This is a genomic window from Halostagnicola kamekurae (assembly GCF_900116205.1).
Taxonomy (GTDB): domain Archaea; phylum Halobacteriota; class Halobacteria; order Halobacteriales; family Natrialbaceae; genus Halostagnicola; species Halostagnicola kamekurae.
In genome coordinates, this window is sequence record NZ_FOZS01000001.1 from 406,136 (window position 1) to 419,569 (window position 13,434).

13 protein-coding genes are annotated in these 13,434 nt (G+C 64.6%); 8 read left to right on the forward strand and 5 right to left on the reverse strand.

Annotated features, from left to right (window positions below):
- The first annotated feature begins 24 nt into the window (after window positions 1–24).
- From BM348_RS02035 to BM348_RS02045, 3 genes are all read left to right on the forward strand, one after another.
- Window positions 25–363: a cupin domain-containing protein gene (locus tag BM348_RS02035; protein ID WP_092901265.1), complete on the forward strand. Its 339-nt coding sequence runs from the start codon at window positions 25–27 to the stop codon at window positions 361–363.
- Between the two features lie 71 nt (window positions 364–434).
- Window positions 435–1,448: an ABC transporter ATP-binding protein gene (locus tag BM348_RS02040; protein ID WP_092901268.1), complete on the forward strand. Its 1,014-nt coding sequence runs from the start codon at window positions 435–437 to the stop codon at window positions 1,446–1,448.
- 79 nt (window positions 1,449–1,527) lie between these two features.
- A complete protein-coding gene (locus tag BM348_RS02045; RefSeq protein ID WP_092901271.1) occupies window positions 1,528–2,295 on the forward strand; it encodes an ABC transporter permease in 768 nt (255 codons plus the stop codon).
- Window positions 2,296–2,660: 365 nt separating this feature from the next.
- Here the strand turns inward: BM348_RS02045 and BM348_RS02050 are convergent, their stop codons facing one another.
- The gene (locus tag BM348_RS02050) at window positions 2,661–3,668 is read right to left on the reverse strand and encodes an NADP-dependent oxidoreductase (RefSeq protein WP_092901274.1); all 1,008 of its coding nucleotides are present in this window, start codon (window positions 3,666–3,668) and stop codon (window positions 2,661–2,663) included.
- A gap of 276 nt (window positions 3,669–3,944) precedes the next feature.
- Between BM348_RS02050 and BM348_RS02055 the strand changes: the two genes are divergently transcribed.
- Both BM348_RS02055 and BM348_RS02060 read left to right on the forward strand, forming a co-directional pair.
- Window positions 3,945–5,810, forward strand: a complete 1,866-nt coding sequence (locus BM348_RS02055; protein WP_092901277.1) for a polysaccharide deacetylase family protein — start codon at window positions 3,945–3,947, stop codon at window positions 5,808–5,810.
- Window positions 5,811–5,877: 67 nt separating this feature from the next.
- A complete protein-coding gene (locus tag BM348_RS02060; protein ID WP_092901280.1) occupies window positions 5,878–6,582 on the forward strand; it encodes a carbonic anhydrase in 705 nt (234 codons plus the stop codon).
- A gap of 88 nt (window positions 6,583–6,670) precedes the next feature.
- Here the strand turns inward: BM348_RS02060 and BM348_RS02065 are convergent, their stop codons facing one another.
- Window positions 6,671–7,006, reverse strand: coding sequence for a winged helix-turn-helix transcriptional regulator (locus BM348_RS02065; protein ID WP_092901283.1), 336 nt, complete (start codon window positions 7,004–7,006; stop codon window positions 6,671–6,673).
- A 136-nt stretch (window positions 7,007–7,142) separates the two neighbouring features.
- On the opposite strand from BM348_RS02065, the gene BM348_RS02070 reads away from it, so the two are divergent.
- Window positions 7,143–7,781 carry an NAD(P)-dependent oxidoreductase gene (locus BM348_RS02070; RefSeq protein ID WP_092901286.1) on the forward strand — a complete coding sequence of 213 codons (639 nt, stop codon included), beginning with the start codon at window positions 7,143–7,145 and terminating at the stop codon, window positions 7,779–7,781.
- A 204-nt stretch (window positions 7,782–7,985) separates the two neighbouring features.
- On the opposite strand, the gene BM348_RS02075 is transcribed toward BM348_RS02070, so the two are convergent.
- The 3 genes from BM348_RS02075 to BM348_RS02085 form a co-directional block, all read right to left on the reverse strand.
- Window positions 7,986–10,448 (reverse strand): DUF2309 domain-containing protein, encoded by a 2,463-nt coding sequence (locus tag BM348_RS02075; RefSeq protein ID WP_092901289.1) that lies wholly within the window; start codon window positions 10,446–10,448, stop codon window positions 7,986–7,988.
- Window positions 10,438–11,934: a proton-conducting transporter transmembrane domain-containing protein gene (locus BM348_RS02080; protein ID WP_092901293.1), complete on the reverse strand. Its 1,497-nt coding sequence runs from the start codon at window positions 11,932–11,934 to the stop codon at window positions 10,438–10,440. The genes BM348_RS02075 and BM348_RS02080 overlap by 11 nt, the downstream gene beginning before the upstream one ends.
- 273 nt (window positions 11,935–12,207) lie before the next feature.
- Window positions 12,208–12,672, reverse strand: coding sequence for an Lrp/AsnC family transcriptional regulator (locus tag BM348_RS02085; RefSeq protein WP_092901296.1), 465 nt, complete (start codon window positions 12,670–12,672; stop codon window positions 12,208–12,210).
- A gap of 83 nt (window positions 12,673–12,755) precedes the next feature.
- Here BM348_RS02085 and BM348_RS02090 point away from each other — a divergent pair, with 83 nt between their 5' ends.
- Together BM348_RS02090 and BM348_RS02095 are read left to right on the forward strand one after the other, a co-directional pair.
- Entirely contained in the window at window positions 12,756–12,974 is a 219-nt protein-coding gene (locus tag BM348_RS02090) for a hypothetical protein (protein ID WP_092901299.1), read from the forward strand.
- Between the two features lie 106 nt (window positions 12,975–13,080).
- Window positions 13,081–13,275, forward strand: coding sequence for a cold-shock protein (locus tag BM348_RS02095; protein WP_049951623.1), 195 nt, complete (start codon window positions 13,081–13,083; stop codon window positions 13,273–13,275).
- The last annotated feature ends 159 nt before the right edge of the window (window positions 13,276–13,434 follow it).

Genomic DNA, 13,434 nt, shown 5'->3' on the forward strand with positions numbered 1-13,434 from the left:
CTGCTGTAGGATGCTCCTTCGACCATGTCCTACGAGACCGCTCACAAGACCGATCCCGAATCGATCCTTCCGGAAGAAAGCGGCGGCATGTGGTTTCTCAAGGAGGATCTCGGGACCCAGGAGCTCGGCATTTCGATCCTCGAGCTCGAGCCCGGCGTTAGTGGGAAGGCCCACGACGAAACCCACACCGGTCAGGAGGAGGTGTACTACGTCGTCGACGGGACGGTAACGGTCGATCTCGACGACGAGTCGGTGACCCTCGAGACGGACGAGGCGCTTCGAATCGACACCGAAGTGCAGCGACAGATCCACAACGAGGGCGACGAATCGGCGAAGCTCGTTCTCGTCGGTGCGCCCCTGTAACACCTCACACGAACGGCTCTGGGCTGCCGAGGACAACACCCTTAACCGCCGTCGTGGCCTCCGCTCGAGTGATGCCACCGGCGATCGAGACGCAGGATCTCGTCAAGGAATACGGCGAGTTACGGGCCTTACAGGGCCTGTCTCTGACAGTCGAGGAGGGGGAGTTCTTCGGACTGCTCGGTCCGAACGGCGCGGGGAAGACGACGTTCATCAACACGCTCGTCGGCCTCGTTCGCAAGAGCGGCGGGGACGTCCGCGTCTTCGGCCACGACGTCGAAGCGGAGTACCAGCAGGCTCGAGACGCGATCGGGCTCGCGCCACAGGAGTTCAACGTGGACCGGTTTTTCCCGATTCGAGAAGTGCTGATGCACAAGGCCGGCTACCACGGGATTCCGAAGGACGAGGCCGAACGCCGGGCCGACGAGGTGCTCAAACGCGTCGGGATCTACGACAAGCGCGACGAGCGCTTCGACTGGCTCTCAGGCGGCATGAAACGCCGCCTCCTGCTCGCTCGCGCGCTCGTCACCGACCCGGATCTGTTGATCCTCGACGAGCCGACGGCGGGCGTCGACGTCCAGTTGCGCCACGACCTCTGGGAACTGGTCAGCGAACTCAACGAGGAGGGGACGACCGTGCTCCTGACGACTCACTACATCGAGGAGGCCGAACGCCTCTGCGATCGGGTCGCCATCCTCAACGAGGGCCAGAAGGTGACCGTCGCGACGCCGGACGAACTCAAAGAACGCGGAACGGACACAATTTCGGTGGCGCTCGAGAACCCGCCGTCGACCCCGCCGTCGCTGGGTGCCTACGCCCACGACGCGTGGCTCAGCGGCGACGCGCTCGAGGTTCGGGTCGACGACGGGGGATCGACCGCCCCGCAGTTGCTCAACGACCTCGAAGCCGAGGGGTACGACATCGTCGACCTCGAGATCACCCGGACCTCGCTCGAGGAGGTGTTCGTCGACCTGACGAGACACGAGGATCGATCCGTGACCCGTTCGGACGAGAGGGATGGTGGCGGCGACGAACAGCCGGGGACCGAGCGCGAGGAGGACTTCCTCGAGCAGGGGGGTGCCGTCTGATGCGGCCGGTCTCCTCGGGGGCGTGTCTGCTCGCACTGACCGCCCTTGAAACGCACGCACTTTCCACAGGTGATCGACGATGAGTATAGCGAACACGCAATTGCGGACGCTGATCCAGCGAGAAGTGCTCCGGTTCGTGCGGCGCCCGTACAACACCTTCCTCCCGCCGCTGATCACGAACGTGCTTTACTTTTCGGTCTTCGGGGTCATCCTCGGCAGCCGAATCGGATCGGTCGGCGACGTGACCTACATCCAGTTCGTGCTGCCCGGTCTGGTCGTGCTCGGAGCCATGTCGAACGCATTCGAGAACGCCTCGTTCAGCATTTTCCACGGCCGGTGGAACGAGTACATCCACGAGGTCATCACCTCGCCGCTTTCTCACACCCAGACGGTCGGCGGGTACGTCATCTCGAGTGCGCTTCGGGGCATCATCATTGGCGGGCTGATCGTCGCCGTCGGCTTCCTGTTCACGACGGTGCCGTTCGCACACCCGCTGTACCTGCTCAGCTTCGGCGTCGTGACGACCACCCTCTTCGCCGGCCTCGGGATCATCGGTGGGCTCTGGGCCGAGGACTTCGATCACCTGACGGTGATGAACCAGTTCCTCCTCCGCCCGCTGGTCTTTTTCGGCGGCGTGTTCTACTCGTTGGACCAACTCGAGGGGCTGGCCTACACCGCGTCACTGCTCAACCCGATGGTCTACATGGTAAACGGCGTCCGCTACGGCATGATCGGCGTGACGGAGATCGACCCGAACAGGTCGTTGCTCGTGCTCTCCGGGGCAGCCGTGGTCGTTCTCGCGATCGATCTGTACCTGTTCAAGCGCGGCTACGGGATCTCTGACTGAACCGTATTTTCGGTGAACTCCCTCGGAGTCGACCCTCCTAAGCGGACAGAAAATTGTAGGCGAACGCTGTGGCTACCAGCAGGACGGCAGTTGCAGCAACAGCCACGATAGGGCCTGCCTCGAAATACTCGGACGTGGAGACCCCGAGTACGACTGAAGCAATCCCCAGTATCGTTGCTACCCGGGACGGAAGGCGTTTCGTCGATGTAACCGTGCTCATACTGTGAGTTCTATTTCCGTGTTTATCAGTTTTGTGCGCGGGTTCTGTCGGACGAATAGCCAGTGCACGAGACACAGATCTACGCGGTTTATCGAATCAAACCCCTCACATGGTGGGCTGTGAGCGCTGTTATTCGAGCCTCGTCTCAGTCGGACACTTTCACGAGTTGCTTGCCGATGTTCTCGCCCTCGAACAGCCCGAGGAACGCGTCGGGCGCGTTTTCGAATCCCTCGACGACCTCTTCTCGGTACTCGAGTTCACCGGAATCGATGAACCCGGCGAGACGCTCGAGCGCTTCGCCCCAGCGCCCCTCGTAATCGCCGACCAGCAGGCCTTCGACGCGCGCTCGTTTTTCGATGAGCGTCGCGAGCTTTCTAGGACCGGTCGGCACGTCGGTCTCGTTGTACAGCGCGATCTGTCCGCAGACGGCGACTCGAGCGCGGAGGTTCAGCCGGGGCCAGACGGCGTCGGTGATCGGACCGCCGACGTTGTCGAAGTAGACGTCGATGCCGTCCGGGCAGGTCTCCTCGAGCGCGGCCCCGAGGTCGTCCGTCTCGCGGTAGTTGATCGCCGCGTCGAAGCCGAGGTCGTCGGTGAGCCAGTCGACTTTTTCGTCGCTGCCGGCGGTCCCGACGACGCGTGCGCCCGCGATCTGTGCGAGCTGGCCGACGACGGAGCCGACCGCGCCTGCCGCCGCGGAGACGACGACGGTGTCGCCCGGCTTCGGCTCGCCCACGTCGAGCAGGCCGAAGTACGCCGTCACGCCGGGCATTCCGAGCACACCGAGGGCGGTCGAGACGGGCGCGAGAGCCGGGTTGACGCGTCGGAGTTCGTCTCCGTGGGCGACCGCGTGTTCGGCCCACAGCAGGTCTCCAGTGACGATATCGCCGGCCTCGAGTCCGTCGTAGTTCGACTCGAGAACCTCGCCGACGACGCTGGCTTTCATCGGTTCGCCGACGTCCCACGGCTCCGCGTAGGATTCGGCGTCGCGCATCCGGCCGCGCATATAGGGGTCGACCGACTGGTAGTGCGTTTCGATCAGGACCTCTCCATCCTCGGGCTCCGGGCGCTCGACGGTGACCAACTCGAAGGCGTCGCGGGTCGGCTCGCCGACTGGGCGGCTCGCGAGGTGCCACTGTCTGGTGGATGCCATATTTGAGGGTCTTCCCGACGAAAGGTCAACATTTGGCTCCCGGAAACGAGGCCCGTTACTTGCAGGGTGTAGGCTGGGTGCCACCACCTCTCGAGAGCGGCGTCGGCTCGAGAACTACGATTCGTTTCTGGGTCGTTTAACAACCAAATAATGCCCTCTCGAGGGTGATTTTGTGGTTTCTGGACTGGTCTTCTGTCGACGGTTCTGTTCGGTTGGAGCGTTCGAATCCGAGTTAATAGCTCCATTAGAAAGTACTTCAGATGCGGTCGGTTGGGTATGGATACCGACTCATCTCGGCGGCGACTGTTAGCTGCGGTCGGCGTCGGATCGGCCTCCCTCGCGGGTTGTCTCGACTTCCTTTCGGACGGCGGCGACGGTGACGGGGACGGAAACGGTGGCGGTGATGGCAACGGGTCGGGCGGCGACAGTGCGGCCTGGCCCGCGTCTAACTCGGGCGAGCTCATCTCCGACTTCGGCGAAGACGACGACTGGATCCCCCGACACGGCGAGATCGAACCCGCGCCCGACGAGGCGGTCACCGGCGATCAGGCGCTGGTCATCCAAAGCGACAAGGCGACCGCCAGCACGGGGCTCGCGATTCCCGAAGGAGTCAACCTCGAGGACTGGGACGCTTCGATGGCGGTCAAGGTGGATTCGGCCAATGACATCCGACTCGAGGTCCTCGCGAGCGGTCGCGAGAATCACCTGACGAGTATCAGACAGATCCCCGAGGCGTACGAGGGGTGGCTCCGCGTCGACTTCGGATACATCATGAAAAACGGCGAACCCGACCTCTCGAACGTCACGCAGCTCAACATCGTCGCGAAGGGACCCGAGGGCGGCCCGACCCGCGTCGTCGTCGACGACCTCCGACGAACGGAGGCCGCAGTCGACAGTGGCAAGGCGATTCTCGCCTTCTACGACGGACACCCTTCGCACTTCGATATCGCGGCGGACATGCTCGAGGAACGCGGCTGGGCCGGCGCGGTTCCGGTCGACCCCGCTCGGATCGGCGAGTCGGGGCGGATGAACGTCAACCAGCTTCAGCAGCTCAGTGAGCGGGGATGGGACGTGTGTTCGTACCCCGAAAGCGGCGGCCCCCTTCCGGACCAGTCGGCCGAGCGCCAACGCGAACGCATCGAACAGTCGATATCCGTACTGGAATCCTACGAGTTCTCCGACGGGGCGCGTCACTTCTTCGTGCCGGACGACAACATGGACGCGACGACCCACGAAATCGTCCGCGAGAACCACGAGTCTGGCTTTCTGTTCGGTGCCAGCCCCAACTCCACGTCGCCGACCGGCCCGCACATGACCTCGCTCATTTGGGGCCCCGACCTCCACGGCGGCGTGCGACGCGCGATCAACCTCTCGGACCAGTACAATCAGCTCACCGTCCTCAGAATCCCGGCCATCGTCGAGGACGAAGCCGACTCGAACGCGAACAACATGCTTCTCGAGAACTTCGAGCACCTCCTCAATCACCTCGAACACCGCGGCGTGGACGTGGTCACGCCCTCCGATATGGTCGACGGAACGATGGCCACCGACTCGGAGTCCGAGTCCGGGGCCGACGACGGCGGACCGATTCTCGAGGCCGGAAACTCACACACGTTCTCCGGGAGCGGAAACGCACAGACCGAGGAGTTCGAACTCGCCGGGAGCGGCGTGGAGTGTTACTTCTCCCACGAGGGAAGCGGCGACTTCACCGTCGAGGGGACGGCGATCGAGGGCGACCTCGCACACGAACTCGTCGTGGATACGACGGGCTCCGGCTCGGGCAAGTCGTTCACGTTCGCCGACGAGGGAACCTATCGACTCGAGGTCGAGGCCGACGGCGAGTGGTCGATCGAACTCGACCAACCCGAAGTCACGAGTTCGGATCTCACGTCGCTGCCGGTCGAGCAGTCCGGTACCGGATCGTCGTTCGTCGGGCCGTTCGAGAGCGAGGATGACATCAGTCTCGTGGTGACCCACGAGGGGAACGGAACCTTCCTCGTCGACGGCTTCGACTCGAGCGGGAGCAGAGAGCAGGTCGTCAACAAGACCGGCCAGTTCGAGGGTTCGAGATCCTACGCCGTCGGGGACGCGACGTGGTTCAACGTCGAAGCGACCGGCGACTGGGAACTCGTGATCGAGTGAGGTTCCGGGGACCGGTCGCTCTCGGAAAGAAGAGATCGTTTTGTGGGTGGCCACGATATGTAGTACCATGGGCGATTCCACTGACAAACTTCTGGACGAACTCCTCGCCGGGAACCGCCGCCACGTTGAGTCCCTGCCCGACGGGTACTTCGCGGACGTCCAGACGGGCCAGCACCCAACCGTCGTCGCGGTCTGCTGTTCGGACTCGCGGGTCTCTCACGAGGGGATGTGGGGAATCGATCGGCCGGGCGCGGTCTTTACCCCCAGTAACATCGGCAATCAGGTCTGGGACGAAGACGACGGCACTCGGATCATCGACGGCGGCGTCCTCTATCCGATCCATCATACCGGCACCGACGCCGTGGCCGTCGTTGGCCATACCGGCTGTGGGGCCATCACCGCAGCCTACCACGTCGCGACCGGCGCGGAGCCGCCCGGGCCGCGCGGCGTCGACAAGTGGGTCGATATGCTCGTCCCCGTGGTCGAGGAGGCCCTCGAGAGTGATCGCATCGACCGCGATGCTGTCACCAACACCGTCATCAACCAGCTCGTCGAGTACAACGTCAGCTATCAGGCCCGCTCGCTGTGTGCCGCCGCCGACGTTCCGGACCGGGTCACTGTCTACGGCTTCGTCTACGACTTTCAGGGTGTCTACGGCGACCGCCCCGGCCGTACGTATCTCGTCACCGTCGACGGGGAAACCGAGCGCGAGGCACTCGTCGATCTGGTGCCGGACGGCTACGAAGCGACGATTCGGAGTCTGCTCGACTAGTGGCTCGTGCGGTGCTCTTGGATCCTGAACGAGGCGAATCAAAATCCCGTTCCGCGCCCGCTCCTGTGTACGTATCGACCGATGGCCGTCAGTTTTCGTCGGTAATCCACTTCTGGCCCCACTCGTAGATTTCATCGAACGCCGAGAGGAGTTCTCGACCCTTCGGCGTCAGCGAATAGTAAACGGCGACCGGACTCCCCTCATCGACTCGGCGGTCGACGTATTCTTTCTCCTCCAGATCCTCGAGCACGCGGGACAGTGTCTGGGAGTTCGCATCCGTCGCGCGCTTGAGTTCGTTGAAGCGGAGTTCGCCCTCGCGGAGGACGTGGATAACGGTCATCCGCCACTGGGAACCGACCTCTTCGAGGGTTTTGATTACCGGACAGTCCCCGTACTTCGTCTCGAGAGTAGCGTCCGATGACATCGGTGTGACTTGGTCAGACGAACGTTCGCTGAGTTATATTAAGCTCACGCACCATGACCAAGTATGATGGTGTAACCGCGATCTCGGGACGATCCCCGAGATCGCGCGACGGCCATCAGCGAACACAACTCCCACCATGAACGTACTCCTACTCGGTGCAAGCGGGCGAATCGGACAGCGAACGGCTGCTGAACTCCTCGACCGCGGCCACAAGGTCACCGGCGTCTCCCGGAGCGGGACGGTCGAAGGAATTGACGACGCCGACTTCGTCGCCGTTGCTGGGGACGCGACCGACGCTACTGACGTCGCGAAGCTCGCGACGGGGCACGACGCCGTGGTATCGACGCTCGGCCCGAGCGGCGACGAGCCGCCCGAGATCCTCACCGACATGATAGCGGCCGTGATCGACGGACTGCGCCGCGCAGGTGTCGACCGCCTCGTCTGGACTGGCGGCGCTGGCGGGCTCGAGGTCGGTCCCGACACCCACCTCATCGAGACGGAGGACTTCCCCGAAGAGTGGGTGCCGGTCGCCAGCGCGGCCATCGACGCGTACGATACCCTCAGCGAGGCCGACGATCTACGATGGACGTACGTCGCGCCCGCTGCGCTAATCGAACCCGGCGAGCGAACCGGCGAGTACCGGACCGCCGACCGCGAACTCGTGACCGACGACGAGGGAGACAGCTACATTTCGATGGAGGACTTCGCCGTCGCCCTCGCGGACGAACTCGAGGAGGCAAACGCCGTTCACACTTATCTCGGAACCGGAAACTGACCGGGATCCGGTTTTTCACTGATCCCCAGACGGGCTGGGGGATACGCGCGCTGTCTTTGCAGTGGCTTCCGTCCCGACCGCGTCGCGAATCACTCGTGGATTCCTCGGTTGACACGACGAAGTTCGAGCGTGAGAGAGAAGCCATGCGACACTGGCTGATCGAATCGTGACGGCGGGAAAACCGATCGGTCCTCGAGAGCGCCGTCAGTCGTCGTCAACCGGCTGTGCGGGCGGCGTCGCGAGCTCGGACTCCGCCGTCGCCTCGATGTCGAGTTCGGCGTCGGCCACCCACTCGAGGTCGCCCGCGTAGCGGAACGGCTCGTTGTCCCGCTCGGGATCGAGGACGGTCAGATCGCCGATCCAGCCGTTGTCGAGCAGTTCCCTGACGTCCTCGTGCTCGCGGAGGATCTCGGTCACGCGCTCGAGGGGCGCGTGGATCACCGCGGTCAGGCGCAGCGGCTGGTGGAACGGGCGCTCGTCGTCGCGCTTGAGCGACTGCAGCGGGAGCCCGGTCAGCAGGTCGCCGCCGTTGCCCTGGACGACGCCGACGTTGCCGACCGGGTTCTGGGTGACCTTCGAACCGCTGCCGTAGACGGCGTTGTCGACCGTCGCGAAGTAGTACTGGTTGTTGATCCACTGCGTGACGACGAGCGGACCCGTGAAGATCGCCTCGAGGGCGTCGCCGTCCGGATCGACCGACCAGTCGTAAGAGTGGAGGAATGCGCGCCCGTCGAGATCGCGGTCGGCGGTCAGTTCGCGTGGCCCGATGATGAACGAGGCGTTGCCGGCCAACCCCCACTCGGGACGGGCCTCCGCCCAGTCGGCCGCCTTGCGCTCGACCTCGTCGACGGCCCCGTCTTCGTCCTCGCCGGTGCGCTCGGCCGCCGCGCCGGCCCGGGCGCGGGCGAGGTCCTCGCGCAGGGAGGCGAGGTCCTCGCGGTGGCTCTCCGGCACACCGTCGTCGAACAGCGTTATCTCGTCGGTCGTCGTGTTGTGTTCGGCCGCGAGGAAGACGGTGTCCTCGGGGAGGTCGAACCCGCGCTCGCGGAGGGTCGCTTTGACATCGGGATCGTTACAGATCGCCGCGAGGACGCGGGCGTTCGGACCGCCGGGGTTGCCGGCGCAGGCCCCGCAGTCGAGACTCGAGTCGAAGGGGTTGTTGGTCGTCTCGCTGGCGTGGCCCGAGAAGACGACCAGCCGGGCGAACTCGGTCCAGCCCATGAGTTCGAAGGCGGTCTGCGCGTACTCGACTTTCTCTTCGTGGGTCATCCCCTGTGGGAGGTCGTGGTCGGCGTGATCGTGATCGTCGTACGCGTCGGATTCGATGGCGAGCGCGGCGATCTCGTGGCGGCTCGGAATGCGCTCCCCGATAGCGGACTCGAGCGTAGCGATCGTCGACGGCGACAGCGTCCGCGCGGTCATCGCCGAACCGTACGCGCTGCCGGCCCCCTCGACGAAGGTAAAGGCGGCGACGAGGTTCGATTTGAGAGTTTTGAAGTGTTTACGCGCGGCCGTGGCGAGTCCGGTCCAACGGTCGCGGGCGGCGGCCGACTCGGTGTCGACGGGCCGGTCGACGATCCGGTGTTCGGGCTCGACGATCGGCGGGCAGGCGTCGGTGTCGGCCGCGGCCTCGTAGCTGCGGTGGCGCATCGGGACGCCGAAAAAGCCCGCGTAGCCGTGGGTCTCGTAGGGACCTTGCGCCTCGATGTGGCGGCGGATCACCTCCGAGCGGGTGTCGATACAGAACACGAGCTGGGCGGACGGCCGGTCGCCGTTCCCGGTGTCGGCGGGATCGGTCACGGAATCGTCGATCCCCGCGAGGAGCCGCTCGCGGTAGCTCTTCTCCCAGGCGGTCAGCCAGATCTCGGGCAGCGGAACCTCGTCGGCGTCGTCGGCGTCGCCGTTAGTTCCGTCGGCGTCGATGTCGATCGGTGCGTCTAGCAAGTCGGAGAGGGTCAGCCGCACCGCGAGGTACTGCGCCAGCGTGATCGGGTACTGCTTCTGCCACGGGTCGGTGTCGTCGTCGGTCCGCTGCTTGATGAACCCGCTCCAGCCCGGCAGCGCCGCGAGGTGGGCCTCGAGGATGTCGGCCCAGCGCTCTTCGGGGTACTCGCCGAGCGCCGACTCGAGGGCGTCGATCGCCGTCTCGGGGAGGTCGTCGGCGTCGGCGGGCCCGGGCACGTCGCCGTCGTGGGGAGCCACCGCGAGCCACGCCTGATAGAACCCGGCCTCGCGGTTGGGCATCTGCCACGTGGCCCGGCCCTCGTCGAGGAAGGCCGCGAGCCACTTCGAGAGGACCCGATCGACGGCCTCGGTCGCGTCATCGCGATCGGCGGTGTCACGGGCCGCTTCGGCGTCGGCCAGCTCCTCGAGCAGCGTCTCGGGATCGCGGTCGATCCCGTGGGCCGCGAGTTCCGCCCGGAGCGTGTCGGCGTCGATCCGACCCGATTCCCAGGCGCGACGGAAGACCGACGGACGGGGGTAGCCCCGGCCGCCGAACAGGTCCTCGGCCGCCGCGACGGCCCGGTGGAACGGCTCGTCCTCGAACCCCGAGAGGGGGTTGGCCGTGACGAACGAGTGCAGCGGCCAGACAGAGCCGATGGACTCGGCCGCGCGGTCGATGCTCTCCGCGATGCGACGGGTGTCGTCGGGTTCCTTACGCGTCATTGTATTCCTCCGTGTCGGTGAGGACGGTCGCCGGATCGGGTTGGGAGACGTTCAGCAAGGCGACGTAGAGGCGTTCGCTCGAACGATACCAGCCGAGTTCCGCGACGAGATACGCCCCGACGAACAGGGCCACGACGAGGTAGTGGACGGGAGTCATCTCGGTCGAGACGTGGGTCATCGGGACGCCCGAGAGCATCGACGAAACGGCGTTGAACGCGACGGCGTAGCCGCCGATGGCGGTCAGGACGATCAGCGGGACGCTGACGAACCGGACCGTCGTCGGCAGGGTCGAGCGCCGGAGGATGTCCCGAGCCGCGGTCAGCGTCGTCAGGACCACGACCAGCGTCAGGATCGTCCCGCTGTTCAGCGTCAGGCTCGTCGCCTTCCCCGTGAGGGCGCCGAACAGGACCCCGCCGCCGACGGCCGTCACGAGGCTGACGGCAACCCCGGGCAAGCCCAGTTGGGTGTGGCCCGCCTTCCCGGGGGCCGCGCGCTTGACGCCCGCCCCGGACGAGAGGAAAAGATACGCTTTGTAGAAGCCGTGCAGGATGAGGTGCGCGATCGCGGCGGCGAAAAAGCCCAGTCCGCACTGCAGTATCATAAAGCCCATCTGGGCGATCGTCGAGCTACCGAGTTTGCGCTTGACGTCTGTCTGGACGAGGATCATCGCCTGCCCGAGCAGGGCGCTGACCGCGCCGACGAGGACGATCGCCGACATGACGACGATCTCGGCGGCGACCACCGGAGCGAACCGGGTCAGCAGGACCCCGCCCGCGTTGACGAACCCGGCGTGCATCAGGGCCGACGCCGGCGTCGGCGCGGTCATCGACGACAGCAGCCAGCCGTGGAACGGCACCAGCGCCGACTGGATGATCGCGGCGAGGACGATCCCACCGGCGGCGACGAGGAGGGTCGTCTGGGAGACGGTCTCGAGTCCCGCAAGGATGCCGGTGACGGTGGTCGCGCCCGTCGCCCAAGAGAGGAGGGCTAGAGAGCCGGCCAGCACGGCGGTGCTTGCGAGGAAGTATCGACGGGCGAGGCGACCGGCGGCCTCGGCCTGTGGCCAGCCGCGAACGTGACCGATCAGGCCGGCCATGAGCAGCCCCATCGCCAGCCACGCGACCACGAACAGCGCGACGTGGTTCGCCGCGGTCATCGTCATGACGGCGAGGGTAAAGCCGAATACGCAGCCGAAGAATCGCTCGATGTCGCGGTCGCCGGCCATGTAGCGCCGCGAGTAGCTGTGGACGATCCCGCTGAAGAACGCGACCACGACCCACATGACCGCGGTCAGCCCGTCGATCCGCAGGAGCGTCGAGAGTTCCCAGCCGGCTCCCCCTCGGATCGTCAGCGCGAGAACGCCGAGACTGGCCAGAAAGAGCGTCCAGACCGTCCAGGTCGACGCTCGAGGTACGGCCGAACTCGGCGGCGTCGGTTCGGGGCGCTGTGCGACGTCGTCGTCGATCGTTGCTGTGTCCTCGGTCATGTGTCAGGTGGCGACCAGCCCGCGATCAGCTTCCGACGTAACGTGTCGTTCGCGACAATATTTGCTCAACTGGTCGTCTCTACCCCATATGTGAACAGAGCGGTTGTTATAGTCTTCGGTTCGAACAATCCGTTCGAATTTCGGCAGTCAGAGTAACACAGTAGATAATTTCATACCGCTCGAGAGGCGAGAGAGCGCTGTATCCGACGAACGGGAAAACGATCGGCGTCTCGAACCGTCAGTGACTGGTTCCGGAGGACTGCGACCGCGATATCAGCGGGAGGAGAATTCGTCGAACGAGGTTGACTTGTGGCTGCGAACGAGTACTTCGTCGGTGATCGTCAGCCCCATGTCCGCGATCTGCTGTGCGATCGGCGTGACGTCCCTGTCGTTCTCGACGACCACGGTCACGAGGAGGTTCTGCTCGCCCGTGATCAGCTCCTGCACGGAGACGATGCCCGAGATCGCGAGCAGGTCGTCGATATATGCCCCCCGGTCGGGGATCGGTGCCGTACAGAAAAGCAGCATCCGGATCGGATAGCCGGATTTCGTGTAATCGATGTTGGCGCTGTAGCCTTTGATAACGCCATCCGACTCCAGTCGCTGAATGCGCTTGCGGACCGTACTCGAGGAGGCGTCGGTCCGGTCGGCGATCTCGCTCGAGGAGAGGTTCCGCGCCTCCTCCTGTAACGCGTAGAGGATCTCCCGGTCGATCGCGTCCAGCTCGTGCTCCGCCATACGCGTTCGTTGCCGCGGCGGCTATAAGGTACTTCGGCTCCGGAGTGCTCGAATACTTATATGGGGAGCCGGAAGGGACGGGTATGCGCGAACGTCTCGGGTCCGATATGCGGTTTTACTACGCGGTCGGCGCACTCGTCATCCTCTTTTTCGTGATCGCGATCCTCGTCGTGACGACGGTCAACTCGATCGGATTCGGTAGCCGGGGCTTTTTCGGCTTCCTCGTCGGATTCGGGTTCTTCATGCTCGTCTTTTTCGTCTCGGCCGCGATCCACAAACTCGAGGATCTCGAGGACGTCTGAGCGCTACGCGCACGAATTCCCCCTGTCTGGGCCCCGAATCGACGTCTCTCGATAGAGCGGGTGTTCCGGAAGGGTTATCAGTGTACACCTCCTCTGTACAAAAGCAATGGCGAAAGGAACGGTTGATTTCTTCAACGACACAGGCGGTTACGGATTCATCGAAACTGAGGACGCGGACGACGACGTGTTCTTCCACATGGAAGACATCGGCGGCCCGGATCTCGAAGAAGGACAGGACCTCGAGTTCGACATCGAGCAGGCCCCCAAGGGCCCGCGCGCGACGAACGTCGAGCGCCTGTAAGGCGAATTCGCTGAGGTATCGGCATTTCAAAGCAGTATTTTACAGACCGGCCAGCGGAGCCGCCGTCGTTTCGGTCGCCGGTCACGCGCGAGATTTAATGCAGATCCAGCCGATTTTCGAATCGTTGATCGTCCGTAAGGGACGGCGCTGTCGGTGTGG